At 61.5% G+C, this 14,136-nt stretch carries 10 protein-coding genes; 9 read left to right on the top strand and 1 reads right to left on the bottom strand.

Features of this window, described 5'->3' with window-relative positions:
• Nucleotides 1–62 precede the first annotated feature (62 nt).
• Together choW and choV are read left to right on the top strand one after the other, a co-directional pair.
• A complete protein-coding gene (gene choW / locus CQ002_RS02835) occupies nucleotides 63–908 on the top strand; it encodes a choline ABC transporter permease subunit (RefSeq protein ID WP_015886271.1) in 846 nt (281 codons plus the stop codon).
• Nucleotides 905–2,083, top strand: coding sequence for a choline ABC transporter ATP-binding protein (gene choV, locus CQ002_RS02830; protein ID WP_034109823.1), 1,179 nt, complete (start codon nucleotides 905–907; stop codon nucleotides 2,081–2,083). The genes choW and choV overlap by 4 nt, the downstream gene beginning before the upstream one ends.
• A 50-nt stretch (nucleotides 2,084–2,133) precedes the next feature.
• On the opposite strand, the gene CQ002_RS02825 is transcribed toward choV, so the two are convergent.
• Complete coding sequence (locus CQ002_RS02825) at nucleotides 2,134–4,068, bottom strand: BCCT family transporter (protein WP_234010493.1); 1,935 nt, start codon at nucleotides 4,066–4,068, stop codon at nucleotides 2,134–2,136.
• Nucleotides 4,069–4,459: 391 nt separating this feature from the next.
• On the opposite strand from CQ002_RS02825, the gene betI reads away from it, so the two are divergent.
• From betI to mdtD, 7 genes are all read left to right on the top strand, one after another.
• On the top strand, nucleotides 4,460–5,053 hold the full coding sequence (gene betI, locus CQ002_RS02820) for a transcriptional regulator BetI (protein WP_010207128.1): 594 nt from the start codon (nucleotides 4,460–4,462) through the stop codon (nucleotides 5,051–5,053).
• Nucleotides 5,054–5,163: 110 nt separating this feature from the next.
• Nucleotides 5,164–6,636 carry a betaine-aldehyde dehydrogenase gene (gene betB, locus CQ002_RS02815; protein WP_034109827.1) on the top strand — a complete coding sequence of 491 codons (1,473 nt, stop codon included), beginning with the start codon at nucleotides 5,164–5,166 and terminating at the stop codon, nucleotides 6,634–6,636.
• A 154-nt stretch (nucleotides 6,637–6,790) separates the two neighbouring features.
• Nucleotides 6,791–8,494 (top strand): choline dehydrogenase, encoded by a 1,704-nt coding sequence (gene betA, locus CQ002_RS02810; protein WP_034110672.1) that lies wholly within the window; start codon nucleotides 6,791–6,793, stop codon nucleotides 8,492–8,494.
• 204 nt (nucleotides 8,495–8,698) lie between these two features.
• Nucleotides 8,699–10,141 (top strand): TldD/PmbA family protein, encoded by a 1,443-nt coding sequence (locus CQ002_RS02805; RefSeq protein WP_105162983.1) that lies wholly within the window; start codon nucleotides 8,699–8,701, stop codon nucleotides 10,139–10,141.
• The gene (locus tag CQ002_RS02800; RefSeq protein ID WP_105162984.1) at nucleotides 10,141–11,457 is read left to right on the top strand and encodes a TldD/PmbA family protein; all 1,317 of its coding nucleotides are present in this window, start codon (nucleotides 10,141–10,143) and stop codon (nucleotides 11,455–11,457) included. Before CQ002_RS02805 ends, CQ002_RS02800 begins: the two co-directional genes overlap by 1 nt.
• 220 nt (nucleotides 11,458–11,677) lie before the next feature.
• Nucleotides 11,678–12,568 (top strand): alpha/beta fold hydrolase, encoded by an 891-nt coding sequence (locus CQ002_RS02795; protein ID WP_105162985.1) that lies wholly within the window; start codon nucleotides 11,678–11,680, stop codon nucleotides 12,566–12,568.
• Between the two features lie 36 nt (nucleotides 12,569–12,604).
• A complete protein-coding gene (gene mdtD / locus CQ002_RS02790; protein ID WP_034109835.1) occupies nucleotides 12,605–14,032 on the top strand; it encodes a multidrug transporter subunit MdtD in 1,428 nt (475 codons plus the stop codon).
• Nucleotides 14,033–14,136: the final 104 nt, after the last annotated feature.

Genomic DNA, 14,136 nt, shown 5'->3' with positions numbered 1-14,136 from the left:
GACCCCAGGCCGGTGCGCTGGCCTGGGATGTTTTCCCCCCTCGCATGTGGACATTCACTACCATGCTGACTGAACAGAAAATCCCACTAGGCCAGTACATCGCTGCCTTCGTCGAATGGTTGACCCAACACGGCGCCAACTACTTCGACGCAATCGCATCGACACTGGAAACGATGATCCACGGCGTGACGTTCGCGCTGACCTGGTTCAATCCGCTGGCATTGATCGGTCTGATTGCGCTGCTGGCCCACTTTATCCAACGTAAATGGGGACTGACTGTTTTTGTCATCGCCTCTTTCCTGCTGATCCTCAACCTGGGGTATTGGCAGGAAACCATGGAAACCCTCGCGCAGGTGTTGTTCGCCACCCTGGTCTGCGTGGTCATTGGTGTGCCGCTGGGCATTGTTGCCGCGCACAAGCCGATGTTCTACACCCTGATGCGGCCGGTACTCGATCTGATGCAGACCGTACCGACCTTCGTCTACCTCATCCCTACCCTGACCCTCTTCGGGCTGGGTGTGGTGCCTGGACTGATTTCCACGGTGGTGTTCGCGATTGCCGCGCCGATCCGCCTGACCTACCTGGGTATCCGCGATGTACCGCAAGAGTTGATGGACGCCGGCAAGGCCTTTGGCTGCTCGCGCCGTCAGTTACTCTCGCGCATTGAACTGCCCCACGCCATGCCGAGCATTGCCGCCGGCATTACCCAATGCATCATGCTGTCGTTGTCGATGGTGGTGATCGCGGCCCTGGTGGGCGCCGATGGCCTCGGTAAACCCGTGGTCAACGCGCTCAACACCGCCGACATCGCCCTGGGCTTTGAAGCCGGCCTGGCGATCGTGCTGCTGGCCATCATGCTCGACCGCATCTGCAAACAACCCGACGCTAAAGTAGGGGGTGATGCATGAGCATTATCCGATTCGACAATGTCGATGTGATCTTCTCCAAAGACCCACGCGAAGCGCTCAAGCTGCTGGACCAGGGCATGAGCCGTAACGAGATCCTGAAAAAGACCGGACAGATCGTTGGCGTTGAAAAAGCCAGCCTGGATGTCGAGAAAGGCGAAATCTGCGTGCTGATGGGCCTGTCGGGCTCCGGTAAATCCAGCTTGCTGCGCTGCATCAACGGCCTCAATACCGTGAGTCGCGGGCAGTTGTTCGTGGAGCATGAAGGTCGCCAGATCGACATCGCCTCGTGCACGCCGGCCGAGCTGAAAATGATGCGTACCAAGCGTATCGCCATGGTGTTCCAGAAGTTTGCCCTGATGCCTTGGCTGACCGTGCGCGAGAACATCAGCTTTGGCCTGGAGATGCAGGGTCGTGCGGAGAAAGACCGGCGCAAACTGGTAGATGAGAAACTCGAGCTGGTGGGCCTGACCCAATGGCGCAACAAGAAGCCTGATGAACTCTCCGGCGGCATGCAACAGCGCGTCGGCCTCGCCCGTGCGTTGGCGATGGACGCCGATATCCTGCTGATGGACGAACCCTTCTCCGCCCTCGACCCGCTGATCCGCCAGGGCCTGCAGGATGAATTGCTGGAGCTGCAACGCAAGCTGAGCAAGACCATCGTTTTCGTGAGCCACGACCTCGATGAGGCGCTCAAACTGGGCAGCCGTATCGCGATCATGAAAGACGGCAAGATCATCCAGTACAGCGTGCCGGAAGAGATCGTGCTGAACCCGGCGGACGACTATGTGCGCACCTTCGTCGCCCACACCAACCCGTTGAACGTGCTGTGCGGTCGCAGCCTGATGCGCACCCTGGACAACTGCAAGCGCGTGAACGGTTCGGTGTGCCTGGACCCGGGTGGCGACTCATGGCTGGACCTGGCCGAAGGCAACACGATCCAGGGCGCCCGCCAGAATGGCGCAGTGATGAACCTGCAAAACTGGGCACCGGGGCAACCGGTAGAAGGTTTGGGTCGGGTTCCGACGCTGGTGGACTCGAATATCGGCATGCGCGATGCATTGCAGATTCGCTATCACACCGGGAACAAGCTGGTGTTGCACGACAACAACCAGGTGGTGGGGATTCTGGGGGACAGTGAGCTCTACCATGCCCTGCTGGGTAAAAACCTGGGGTAAGCCACACCGCAACAAAGCGGCGCCAGGGAAGGCGCCGCTCGTTTCACCTATCAGCTATAGACACGGCCTAGGAGCTGCCGATGGCTTTCAAACTGATCGAGCACATCCCGGGTGATCTGTTCCTGGGTGAAGCCCATCAGGTCGTATTCCTGAGGCCCGTTGTGCAGGTACACCTCGGCCCGGTAGTAGCGGGTGCGCTCTTCCTCGGGCAGGTCGCTCGGCGCCGACGAGTAAGCATCCAGGCTGACTTCATAGACAAACGGGTTGCCCTCTTCCATCTCGATGCGCACACCGATGCAGCGCTTGGATTTACCCAGCAGGGTCTGCACTTGCAGCCCCTGTTCACGCAGCGCAGTCGCCGCTTCTTCCAGTGCCGGTGTGACGTGTTTGTCCATAAAGCGCTGCACGGTGCCTTGGCTGGGTTGCAGGTCCAGCGCGGTCAGGCGCTCGCTGAAACCACGACGGCCACGCTCGGCCAACTGCGCCTGTTCCAGCTCGATTGCCACGTCCTGGCGCATGGCCTTGTGCAAACCGAACATGAAGAAGATCAGCACCACCGAGAACGGCAGCCCCGCCAGCACCACCATGGTTTGCATGGCTTCGAAGTTACCGGCGAACAGCAAGCCGATGGTCACCAGGGTGATCACCGCCGACCAGAAGATCCGCAGCCAGTGCGGCGCATCTTCATCCACATTGCCGCCTTTGCAGGAAAGGTTGGCCATCATCACCGCGCCGGAATCCGCCGGGGTCAGGAACAGCACAAAACCCACGAAGATCGACACGCCGATGACGATTTTCGATGCCGGGTAATGCTCAAGCAACTGGTAGATGGCCATGGACGGCTGTTCCAGCGCGGTCTTGCCCAGCTCCACCGCGCCGTGGTTCAGCACCAGGTCCAGGGCCGAGTTACCGAAGATCGACAGCCACGCCAAGGTGAAGCCCAGCGGGATCAGCAGCACACCGGCCACCAGTTCACGTACGGTACGACCACGGGAAATACGCGCGATGAACATGCCCACGAATGGCGCCCAGGAAATCCACCAGGCCCAGTAGAACAGAGTCCACAGGCCCATCCAGCGCTCGGTCTTGTCAGCATCGCCTTCGTAGACGTAGAGGTCGAAGGTTTTCAGGATGATGCCGTTGAGGTAGTCACCGGTGTTTTGCACCAGGCCGTTGAGCAGGTGCAGGGTGGGGCCGAACAGCAGCACGAAGATCAGCAAGCCGCTGAACAGCACGATGTTGAGGTTGGACAGGCGGCGAATGCCGTTCTCCACGCCCGACACGGCAGCGATGGTCGCCACGGTGCTCATCACGATGATCACGATCAGCAAATTGGTATTGCTGTGCTGCATGCCGAACAGGTTTTCCAACCCGGACGACACCTGCATCGAGCCAATCCCCAGGTTGGTCACCAGCCCGAGCAGGGTCACGAACATGCCGAAACCGTCCACCGCATGGCCGGCCGCGCCTTTCACCCAGCGCTCGCCCACCAGCGGGTACAGCGCAGAGCGCAAGGCCAGCGGCTGGTTATGGCGATACGCGAAGTACGCCACCGCCAGGCCGACCAGCGCATAGATCGCCCAGCCGTGCAGGCCCCAGTGCAGGAAGGTCAGTTGCAACGCCTGGCGTGCGGCGCTATTGCTGGCGGCCGCGCCTTCGGGCGGGTTGAAGTAGTGGTCCAGCGGCTCCGAGGCGCCGAAGTACAACAGCGAGATGCCGATACCCGACGAGAACAACATGCCGGCCCAGGCGCCGTAGCTGAAGTCCGGGGTGTCGTCCTTGCTGCCCAGTTTCAACTTGCCGTAGGACGAAAACGCCAGGCCCACCACGAACACGAGGTAGGCGGCGATGACCACCATGTAGTACCAGCCGAAGCTTTTGGAAAGCCACGCCTGCGCTACGCCGAGCATGCGCCCGGCCTCCTGCGGGGCGATGATCAGGATGGCAGTCAACAACAGAATCAGCGCGGTGGAGGTGTAGAACACCCAACCGTTGACCCGTACCTTTTCTGGCGGGGTCTTTATAAGAGAGGCAGAACTCATGGCGCAGATGCTCCAGGCAGTGCGAGAGAGAAACACAAGGCAACGGTTATCCCGGGACATCGATTTTTCGGCAGTCGACGGACGGGTGTTATAAAGACACCCCGAAAATTCTTGAGCCTCGCCTAAGCGACGCCCAGGCCCTGATACGGCCTGTTTCAAGGGTTTTTGCAGGTGTCAGATGCCGCGGCTTGCACGTAGGAAATACCTGTAGGCAGCGACCATTTGTCGCAGATCTTATTCTTTGTTGATTGAACGTTCAATCAAAACAAAATAGACTGGCCATCAAGCCGACAGACGTTCATCACCTGTCGGCAGGCCTAAGGAGAGGTGCTACATGCCCAAGGTCGGTATGCAACCCATACGCCGCCAGCAGTTGATCGAGGCCACGCTAACGGCCATCGATCAGGTCGGAATGGGAGATGCCAGCATTGCGCTGATCGCCCGTTTGGCCGGTGTCTCGAACGGCATCATCAGTCACTACTTTCAGGACAAGAACGGCCTGATCGCCGCGACGATGCGGTACCTGATGAATGTGCTGATCGAGAACGTCCACGAACGCAGGCTTGCGCTGAAGGACGACAGCCCACGGGCGCACCTTCGGGTGATCATCGAAGGCAACTTCGACGCCAGCCAGGTCAACGGACCGGCAATGAAAACCTGGCTGGCCTTCTGGGCCACCAGCATGCACCACCCGTCATTGCACAGGTTGCAGCGGATCAACGATCAACGTCTGTATTCCAACCTGTGCTGCCAGTTTCGCCGAGTGCTGCCGCTGCCGCACGCACGCAAAGCAGCCAGAGGCCTGGCGGCCCTGATCGACGGTTTGTGGTTGCGCGGCGCCCTGTCGGGAGACGCTTTCGACACGGAGCAGGCGCAACGGATCGCTTACGAATACATGGATTTCCAATTGGCCAAGCAGGTGAGTTAGAGCACACATAACCGCTCAACCCCTGAACTGCTGCCGCTCAGTGTTGCCACACCCTTATGGCTCACTTTTCGGCGGTTAACGCCAACCACTTATGCACTTGCGAGGACTTTATGGCCCGTTTCGAACTGCAAAAACTCTACATTGACGGCGGCTACAGCGACGCTGGCAGCGATGCCACCTTCGAAGCCATCAACCCGGCTAACGGTGAAGTTCTCGCCCAAGTGCAACGTGCTACGAAAGAAGACGTTGAACGTGCCGTGGTCAGCGCCGAAAAAGGCCAGAAGGTCTGGGCCGCAATGACTGCCATGGAGCGTTCGCGCATCCTGCGCCGCGCCGTTGACATCCTGCGCGAGCGCAACGACGAGCTGGCCGCCCTGGAAACCCTGGACACCGGTAAAGCCTTCTCCGAAACCAAATACGTCGACATCGTCACCGGCGCCGACGTGCTGGAATACTACGCAGGCCTGGTGCCGGCCATCGAAGGCGAGCAGATCCCGCTGCGCGACACGTCGTTCGTCTACACCCGCCGCGAGCCGCTGGGCGTGGTTGCCGGTATCGGCGCGTGGAACTACCCGATCCAGATCGCCCTGTGGAAATCCGCACCGGCCCTGGCCGCCGGTAACGCGATGATCTTCAAGCCAAGCGAAGTCACCTCGCTGACCACCCTGAAACTGGCCGAGATCTACACCGAGGCCGGCGTCCCGGCAGGCGTGTTCAACGTCCTGACCGGCAGCGGCCGTGAAGTCGGCACCTGGCTGACCGAGCATCCGCGCATCGAGAAAGTCTCGTTCACCGGCGGCACCGACACCGGCAAGAAAGTCATGGCCAGCGCTTCGAGCTCCTCGCTCAAGGAAGTGACCATGGAACTGGGCGGCAAGTCGCCGCTGATCGTGTTCGAAGATGCCGACCTCGATCGCGCCGCCGACATCGCGATGATGGCCAACTTCTACAGCTCCGGCCAGGTCTGCACCAACGGCACGCGTGTGTTCGTACCCAAGCACCTGCAAGCGGCCTTCGAAGCCAAGATCGTTGAGCGTGTTGCGCGCATCCGCGTGGGCAGCCCGCAAGACGACAACACCAACTTCGGCCCGCTGGTCAGCTTCGCCCACATGGAAAGCGTGTTGGGCTACATCGCCAAGGGCAAGGAAGAAGGCGCACGCGTGCTGTGCGGCGGCGACCGCCTGACCGACGGCGAATTCGCCAAAGGCGCATTCGTGGCCCCGACCGTGTTCACTGACTGCACTGACGAAATGACCATCGTCCGTGAAGAAATCTTCGGCCCGGTGATGAGCATCCTCACCTACGAAACCGAAGAAGAAGTGATCCGCCGCGCCAACGACACCGACTTCGGCCTGGCTGCCGGCCTGGTAACCAAGGACCTGAACCGCGCGCACCGCGTGATTCATCAGTTGGAAGCGGGCATTTGCTGGATCAACGCCTGGGGCGAGTCCGACGCGAAGATGCCGGTCGGTGGCTACAAGCAGTCGGGTGTTGGCCGTGAGAACGGCATCAGCTCGCTGAACAACTTCACCCGCATCAAATCGGTACAGGTTGAGCTGGGCGACTACGCCTCGGTGTTCTAAACCCGAGTGTTGTATTGCCTGCGAGGCCGCCATCGCGGGCAAACCCGCTCCCACATTTTGATCGTTGTAAACCCAATCAACTGTGGGCGCTGGCTTGCCTGCGATGAGTGCGAAGCACTCGCCTGACCTGACCATCTCCAAAGAGGGTGCATTTATGTCCCAAGAATACGATTACATCATTGTGGGTGCCGGCTCCGCCGGTAACACCCTGGCGACCCGTCTGACCGAAGACGAAGGCGTCACCGTCCTGCTGCTGGAAGCCGGCGGCCCGGACTACCGTCTGGATTTCCGTACCCAGATGCCCGCCGCCCTGGCCTTCCCACTGCAGGGTCGCCGCTACAACTGGGCCTACGAGACCGACCCGGAGCCGCACATGGACGGCCGCCGGATGGAATGCGGTCGCGGCAAGGGCCTGGGTGGCTCCTCGCTGATCAACGGCATGTGCTACATCCGTGGCAACGCCATGGACTACGACAACTGGGCAAAGCTGCCAGGCCTGGAGAACTGGACCTACCTGGACTGCCTGCCGTATTTCCGCAAGGCCGAAACCCGCGACATCGGCCCGAACGATTGGCACGGCGGCGATGGCCCGGTCAGCGTCACCACGCCTAAAGCCGGCAACAACCCACTGTTCCACGCCATGGTCGAAGCCGGCGTGCAAGCCGGCTACCCACGCACCGAAGACTTGAACGGCTACCAGCAGGAAGGCTTCGGCCCGATGGACCGTACCGTCACGCCGAATGGCCGTCGCGCCAGTACCGCGCGCGGTTACCTGGACATCGCCAAGAAGCGCTCCACGCTGACCATCGTCACCCACGCCCTCACCGACAAAGTCTTGTTTGAAGGCAAGCGTGCCGTTGGTGTGCGTTACCTGATCGGCGCTGCCGAAGAACGCGTTGAAGCCCGCGCCCGTAAAGAAGTGCTGGTGTGCAGCGGCGCAATCGCTTCGCCGCAACTGCTGCAACGCTCCGGTGTTGGCCCGGCCAAGCTGCTGGAAAGCCTCGACATCCCGGTGGTCCACGACCTGCCAGGCGTCGGCGAAAACCTGCAGGACCACCTTGAGCTCTACCTGCAATATGCGTGCACGCAGCCCGTGTCGCTGTACCCGTCGCTGCTCTGGTACAACCAGCCGGCGATCGGTGCCGAATGGCTGTTCAACGGCACCGGCATCGGCGCCAGCAACCAGTTCGAAGCGGGCGGTTTTATCCGTACCCGTGAAGAATTCGAATGGCCGAACATCCAGTACCACTTCCTGCCGGTAGCGATTAACTACAACGGCAGCAACGGTGTGAAAGAGCATGGCTTCCAGGCGCACATGGGCTCCATGCGTTCGCCAAGCCGTGGCCGCGTGCAACTGAAGTCGAAGAACCCACGGGACTACCCGAGCATCCTCTTCAACTACATGGCCACCGAGCAGGACTGGCAGGAATTTCGCGATGGCATCCGCCTGACCCGTGAAATCATGCAGCAGCCAGCACTGGACCCATACCGTGGCCGCGAAATCAGCCCAGGTATCGACGTACAAACCGATGAACAGTTGGACAAGTTCATCCGCGAGCACGCCGAAACGGCATTCCACCCGTCCTGTTCGTGCAAGATGGGCACCGACGAGATGGCCGTCGTCGATGGTGAAGGCCGCGTGCATGGCATGCAGGGTCTGCGTGTGGTCGATGCGTCGATCATGCCGATCATCACCACCGGCAACCTGAACGCGCCGACGATCATGATCGCCGAGAAAATCGCCGACAAGATCCGTGGCCGCCAGCCACTGCCGCGCAGCACCGCCGACTACTACGTGGCAGGCGATGCGCCAGTGCGTGGCAAGCCGTTGCGTGAAGTGGGCCCCACCGCGCAGTAACTGAAAGACCGAGGTGCCTGCATCGCAGGCAAGCCAGCCCCCACAGTTGATCGGGTTCACAACGATCAACCTGTGGGCGCCAGGCTTGCCTGCGATCAAGCCCGACCTGACACCGCAGACCCTCTACACTTTCCTTGATCAGCTCACCAGCCCAGGCCTACCCTGTTTGCCTGACCGCGCCGAGCCGCCCACAAGGAAGGCCCCATGTTCGACCACCACGCCACACTTAAACAGCATTTCAGTGCCCTGCGCACCACCGCCGACTTCTTCTCGCTGCGCTACGTACGCGAGTCCGGCCAATACTTGGCCGTACGCAAAAACGTTGCCGAGCCCCCGCACCTGAACCACGACGAAGGCGTCATGCTCACCGTGCGTTTCAATGGGGTGGAAGCCTACGCCGCGACCAACGACATTTCCCTGCCAGGCTTGCAGGCCGCCCTTGAGCGTGCCGAGCAGCAAGCCCGCCTGATCAAGCCCCATGCCCTGCTCGACCTGCGTGACCAGCACGTGTCCAGTGACATTGCCGACTACCTCTCGCCCAACCTCGCGCAAGCGTTCCCCTCCTTGAGCGATTGCTACCAGTTGCTCGGCGACGAATCCGCTGCGGTGCCCCAGGACGAGCGCTTGGTAAACTGGGAAGTCAGCCTCGGCCTGACCCACGTCGAGCAGATCTACCTCAACTCTGCCGGTGCCCAATTGCGCCAGGCCCAGCGTTTTGTATTCCCCGGCGTCAACGTCACCGCCTATGACGGCAATGACAGCCAGTCGCGCACCTTCGGCGGCACCAACTTCGGGCAGCAAGGTGGCTTCGATGTGATCGACCGCTTCGGCCTGGTCGGCGCCGCGCCGCGCATTGCCGACGAAGCCCTGCAACTGCTGCTGGCACCAAACACGCCCCAGGGCCCACGCGACCTGTTGCTGATGCCCGACCAGATGATCCTGCAGATCCACGAGTCCATCGGCCATCCGCTGGAGCTCGACCGCATCCTCGGCGACGAGCGCAATTATGCCGGCACCAGCTTCGTCAAGGCCGAGGACTTCGGCCACCTGCAATACGGCTCGACCTTGCTCAACGTGACCTTCGACCCCGACATTCCCGAACAACTGGCCAGCTACAGCCATGACGACGACGGTACTGCCGCCAGCAAGCAATTCCTGATCCGCGAAGGGTTGCTGCTCAAGCCACTGGGCGGCGCGCTGTCGCAATTCCGTACCGGCATGGGCGGCGTGGCCAACAGCCGTGCCTGCAGCTGGAACCGTCCGCCGATCGACCGCATGGCCAACTTGAATATCGAAGCCGGCGACAAGAGCCTGGCGCAGCTGATTGGCGGCATCGAAAACGGCATCCTGATGTCGACCAACCGCTCCTGGTCTATCGACGACGCGCGTAACAAATTCCAGTTCGGCTGCGAGTGGGGCCAGTTGATTGAAAACGGCGAACTCAAGGGCGTGGTGAAAAACCCCAACTACCGGGCCATTTCCGCGCACTTCTGGCGCGACCTCAGCGCCGTGGGCGACGCCAGCACCTTCAAGGTCCTGGGCACGCCGAACTGCGGCAAGGGCGAGCCTAACCAGGTCATCCGCGTCGGCCATGCATCGCCGGCCTGTGTGTTCAGTAATGTTGACGTATTCGGGGGAGATGCCTGATGAATAACTTCAAGGCATTGGTGGAGTGGCTCAAGCAGGCCATCACCGACAAGGAACAGTTTCACCTGGGCTATGCCGCCGAAGCGTCCGAATTCGTGCGTTTCAACCACGCCAAGGTGCGCCAGGCCGGGCAAGTGCAACAAGCCAGCCTCAACCTCAAGCTGATCAACGACGGCCGCCATGCCGACCTTGGCATCACCCTGGCCGGTGAGCCGGAACTGGATCGCCAGCGCCTCGCCGATGGGCTGCAACAACTGCGTGAAACCCTGCCGTTGCTGCCCCAGGATCCGTACCTGCTGCTCAACCACAACGCCTGGCAAAGCCGCAACGAACAGGCCCGCCCGCTGCCGGCCCTGGCCCAGGTGCTGGAAGACATCAAGCAGGCGGCCGAAGGTGTCGACCTGGTCGGCTTCTACGCCGCCGGCCCCATCAGCCGTGGCTTTGCCAGTTCGGATGGGGCATTCGGCTGGCACCAGACAAACAGTTTCAACTTCGACTTCAGCCTGTTCCACGCCAATGGCGAAGCGGTGAAAGCCAGCTACGCCGGCGATGCGTGGGACAGCGCCGAGTTTGCCCGCCGCTTCAAGCAGGCCCGTGAACAGCTTGAATTCCTGGGTCGCCCGCTGCACCCGCTCGCGCCCGGCGAGTACCGGGCCTACCTGGCCCCGGCGGCGCTGGAAGAGATCATCAGCATCATCACCTGGGGAGGTTTTTCCGCCCAGGCCATCGCCAGCAAAGGCAGCTCGCTACAGCGCTTGTATGCCGGCGAGCAGTCGTTGAGCCCGCTGGTGACGGTGACCGAACAGATCAGCGGCTCCCTGAGCCAGGCCTTCTCCACTGAAGGCTATCCACGCAACGATGTGACACTGATCGATGCAGGCCAGGCCCACGGCCAACTGGTGAATTCGCGCAGCGCCGCCGAATACGGCTTGAGCACCAACGGCGCCAGCAGCGACGAGTCCCCGAGCGCCCTGCAGGTCGCGTCGGGCAGCCTGGCCCAGGCCGATATCCTCAAGCAGTTGGGCACTGGGCTGTACATCAGCAACCTGTGGTACCTGAACTATTCCGACCTGCCGGCGGCGCGCCTGACCGGCATGACGCGCTTCGCCACGTTCTGGGTGGAAGACGGTGAGATCAAGGCGCCGGTCAGCACCATGCGTTTTGATGACAGTGTCTACAACCTGCTCGGTTCGCAGCTGGAAGCACTGACCGCTGATCGGGAACTGCTGCTCTCGGCCAGCACCTACAGCCAGCGCAACACCGCCTCCAACCTGCTGCCGGGAGCGCTGGTCAAACGCCTGACCTTAACCCTCTGATTCCGCCCATTGCCTGTGGGAGCAAGCCTGCTCCCACATTGTCCTGCGCTTATTCCGACACCTAGCGTCAACCCTTCCTACCGTCAAATCCCATCTCACGCCTGTTCCACCCTGCTCTGTTGTCGCCTGTAAAAAACCTCGTTATAAGGGTTAGTGGCATCCCGCCACCCTACCAACGAGAGCACGACCTTGCCCGGGAAGGGCAAGCTGGAGCGTTGACATGAACCATGGAAGTTTTGTCATTGAAAAGCTGTTCAAGCACTACAACGTTCATGTTGAGCAACTGGGAAACAATCCGCAAAGAAAGACGGTGCTGATGGTCAACGGCGCGCTGTCCACCACCCGCTCTTTTGCCCGTACCAGCAAATGCCTGGCGGAGCATTTCAATGTGTTGCTGTTCGACTTGCCGTTCTCCGGCTATTCCCGCGAACACAACACCGACCTGGACCTGGTCACCAAGGACGACGAGGTGCAGATACTGCGCGCCCTGGTCGAGCGCTTCCAGGTCAACCATCTGGTGTCGGCCTCCTGGGGCGGTATCTCGACGCTGCTGACCCTGGCGCACAACCCGCCGTCGATCGAAAGCTCGGTGGTGATGGCCCTGGCGCCCAACCTCAACCAAGCCATGCTCGACTATGTGGAGCGCGTGCGCGTGTTGATCGAGGCGGATGACAAGTCCGCCGTTGGCCACTTGCTCAATGAGACCGTGGGCAAGTACCTGTCACCCCGGCTCAAGCGCAACAACCACCGGCACTTGTCGACCATGGCCACCACCGAATACCGCCAGGCGCGCTTTCATATCCACCAGGTGCTGGCCTTGGGCGATGGCAACTACCTGCCGGCACTCAGGCAGATTGAAACGCCGGTGCACTTTCTCAACGGCGCGCTGGACGAATACACCCCCGCCGCCGAGGCAAAGGCGTTCAGGCAGTACGTGGGACGCAGCAGCTTTGCCGTGGCCGAACATACTGGCCACTTGCTCGACCTGGAGTCCCGAGAAGCCGCGTTGGCAGTACACCGCGCGCTGCTGGATTTCCTGGTGGGCGAGCACGCTGCGTTGTCGGACTTAGACGAACCGCCAGTGGGAAAAGGCGCAACGGATAGCGCATAATCATCAACACATAGCCTGCTAACAAAAAGGTTTTCCATGCCGAACCGCGTCCCGCTCGATGCCAAGACCGCCCGCTGGCTCCCCTGGGTGGTCGCGATTGCCTTCTTCATGCAGTCGCTGGACGGGACGATTCTGAACACGGCATTGCCGGCCATGGCGCGGGACCTCGCGGAAAACCCGCTGCGCATGCAAGGGGTGGTGATCGCCTACATGCTCACCGTCGCCTTGCTGATCCCGGCCTCGGGCTGGATCGCCGACCGCTTCGGCACCAAGAAAATCTTCTTTGGCGCAATCATGCTGTTCAGCATTGGTTCGCTGCTGTGCGCCTTGTCCAGCAGCCTGACCATGCTGGTGGGCGCGCGGGTCATCCAGGGCCTGGGCGGCGCACTGATGCTGCCGGTAGGACGGCTGGTGGTGTTACGCGCCTATCCGCGGTCAGACTTGGTGCGCATCATGGGCTTCATCACCATCCCCGGCCTGCTCGGCCCGTTACTGGGCCCGACCATGGGCGGCTGGATGGTGCAATACCTGACCTGGCACTGGATCTTCCTGATCAACCTGCCGGTGGGCATGGTCGGCTGTTATGCCGTGTGGAAACTGATCCCCGACCTGCGCGGCAGCGAACGCACGCGCTTTGATGGCATCGGCTTTCTATTGTTTGGTGCGGCGATGGTGCTGATCACCATCGCCATGGAAGGCCTGGGCGAATTGCACCTGCCGCACCTGCGGGTGATGTTGCTGTTGTTCGGCGGGCTGGCGTGCCTGGCGGCGTATTGGCTGCGCGCCGGGCATATCGACAACCCGCTGTTTTCGCCGGTGCTGTTCAAGACGCGCACCTTTGCCGTGGGCATCCTCGGCAACCTGTTCGCTCGGCTGGGCAGCGGCGCCCTACCCTTCCTGGTGCCGCTGCTGTTGCAGGTGGCGCTGGGTTACTCGCCGTCCGAAGCCGGCATGAGCATGTTGCCGCTGGCGGCGGCGGCGATGTTTGCCAAATCCATCGCCCGCACGCTGATCGAACGCCTTGGCTACCGCATCGTGCTGACCGGCAATACGCTGGCGCTGGGCATCATGCTGGCCAGCATGGGCCTGGTCAGCGAGCACACGCCCTATCCACTGCTGTTGTGCATGCTGGCGGTGCTGGGGGCGATCAACTCCCTGCAATTCACGGCGATGAACACCGTGACCCTGATCGACCTGGACGACGCCCAGGCCAGCAGCGGCAACAGTTTGCTGTCGGTGGTGGCGCAGTTGTCCCTCAGCCTGGGCGTGGCCTGCGCCGGTGCACTGCTCGGCGGCTTTACGGCCGAAACCGGCAATGACGGCGTGGAAAGTGTGCTCGGCGCGTTCCAGCTGACCTTTCTCACCGTGGGCATCATGGCGATGCTGGCGGCGGCGATCTTCCTGCAACTGTCGCCCACTGACGGCAAACGGGTGGTCAGCCGCGAGCACGACATCGAGCATTGAAGCCGCTGCAAGCTTCGAGCTGCGGGCTTCAAGCCTGGCGCTTACAGCTCGTGACTTGCCGCTGCTCCCCATCCCCTTGTCTGGAACATGCGAAAAAACCTACG

This window comes from Pseudomonas sp. MYb13, from assembly GCF_002980075.1.
Taxonomy (GTDB): Bacteria; Pseudomonadota; Gammaproteobacteria; order Pseudomonadales; family Pseudomonadaceae; genus Aquipseudomonas; species Aquipseudomonas lurida.
Note: the sequence above shows the minus strand (reverse complement) of the source record. Positions and strands in the feature narration are given on the sequence as shown.

What these genes read in the sequence shown, in the direction of transcription:
- choW (WP_015886271.1), top strand. Translation starts at nt 63, where the DNA reads ATGCTGACTGAACAGAAAATCCCACTAGGCCAGTACATCGCTGCCTTC.
- choV (WP_034109823.1), top strand. Translation starts at nt 905, where the DNA reads ATGAGCATTATCCGATTCGACAATGTCGATGTGATCTTCTCCAAAGAC.
- betI (WP_010207128.1), top strand. Translation starts at nt 4,460, where the DNA reads ATGCCCAAGGTCGGTATGCAACCCATACGCCGCCAGCAGTTGATCGAG.
- betB (WP_034109827.1), top strand. Translation starts at nt 5,164, where the DNA reads ATGGCCCGTTTCGAACTGCAAAAACTCTACATTGACGGCGGCTACAGC.
- betA (WP_034110672.1), top strand. Translation starts at nt 6,791, where the DNA reads ATGTCCCAAGAATACGATTACATCATTGTGGGTGCCGGCTCCGCCGGT.
- CQ002_RS02805 (WP_105162983.1), top strand. Translation starts at nt 8,699, where the DNA reads ATGTTCGACCACCACGCCACACTTAAACAGCATTTCAGTGCCCTGCGC.
- CQ002_RS02800 (WP_105162984.1), top strand. Translation starts at nt 10,141, where the DNA reads ATGAATAACTTCAAGGCATTGGTGGAGTGGCTCAAGCAGGCCATCACC.
- CQ002_RS02795 (WP_105162985.1), top strand. Translation starts at nt 11,678, where the DNA reads ATGAACCATGGAAGTTTTGTCATTGAAAAGCTGTTCAAGCACTACAAC.
- mdtD (WP_034109835.1), top strand. Translation starts at nt 12,605, where the DNA reads ATGCCGAACCGCGTCCCGCTCGATGCCAAGACCGCCCGCTGGCTCCCC.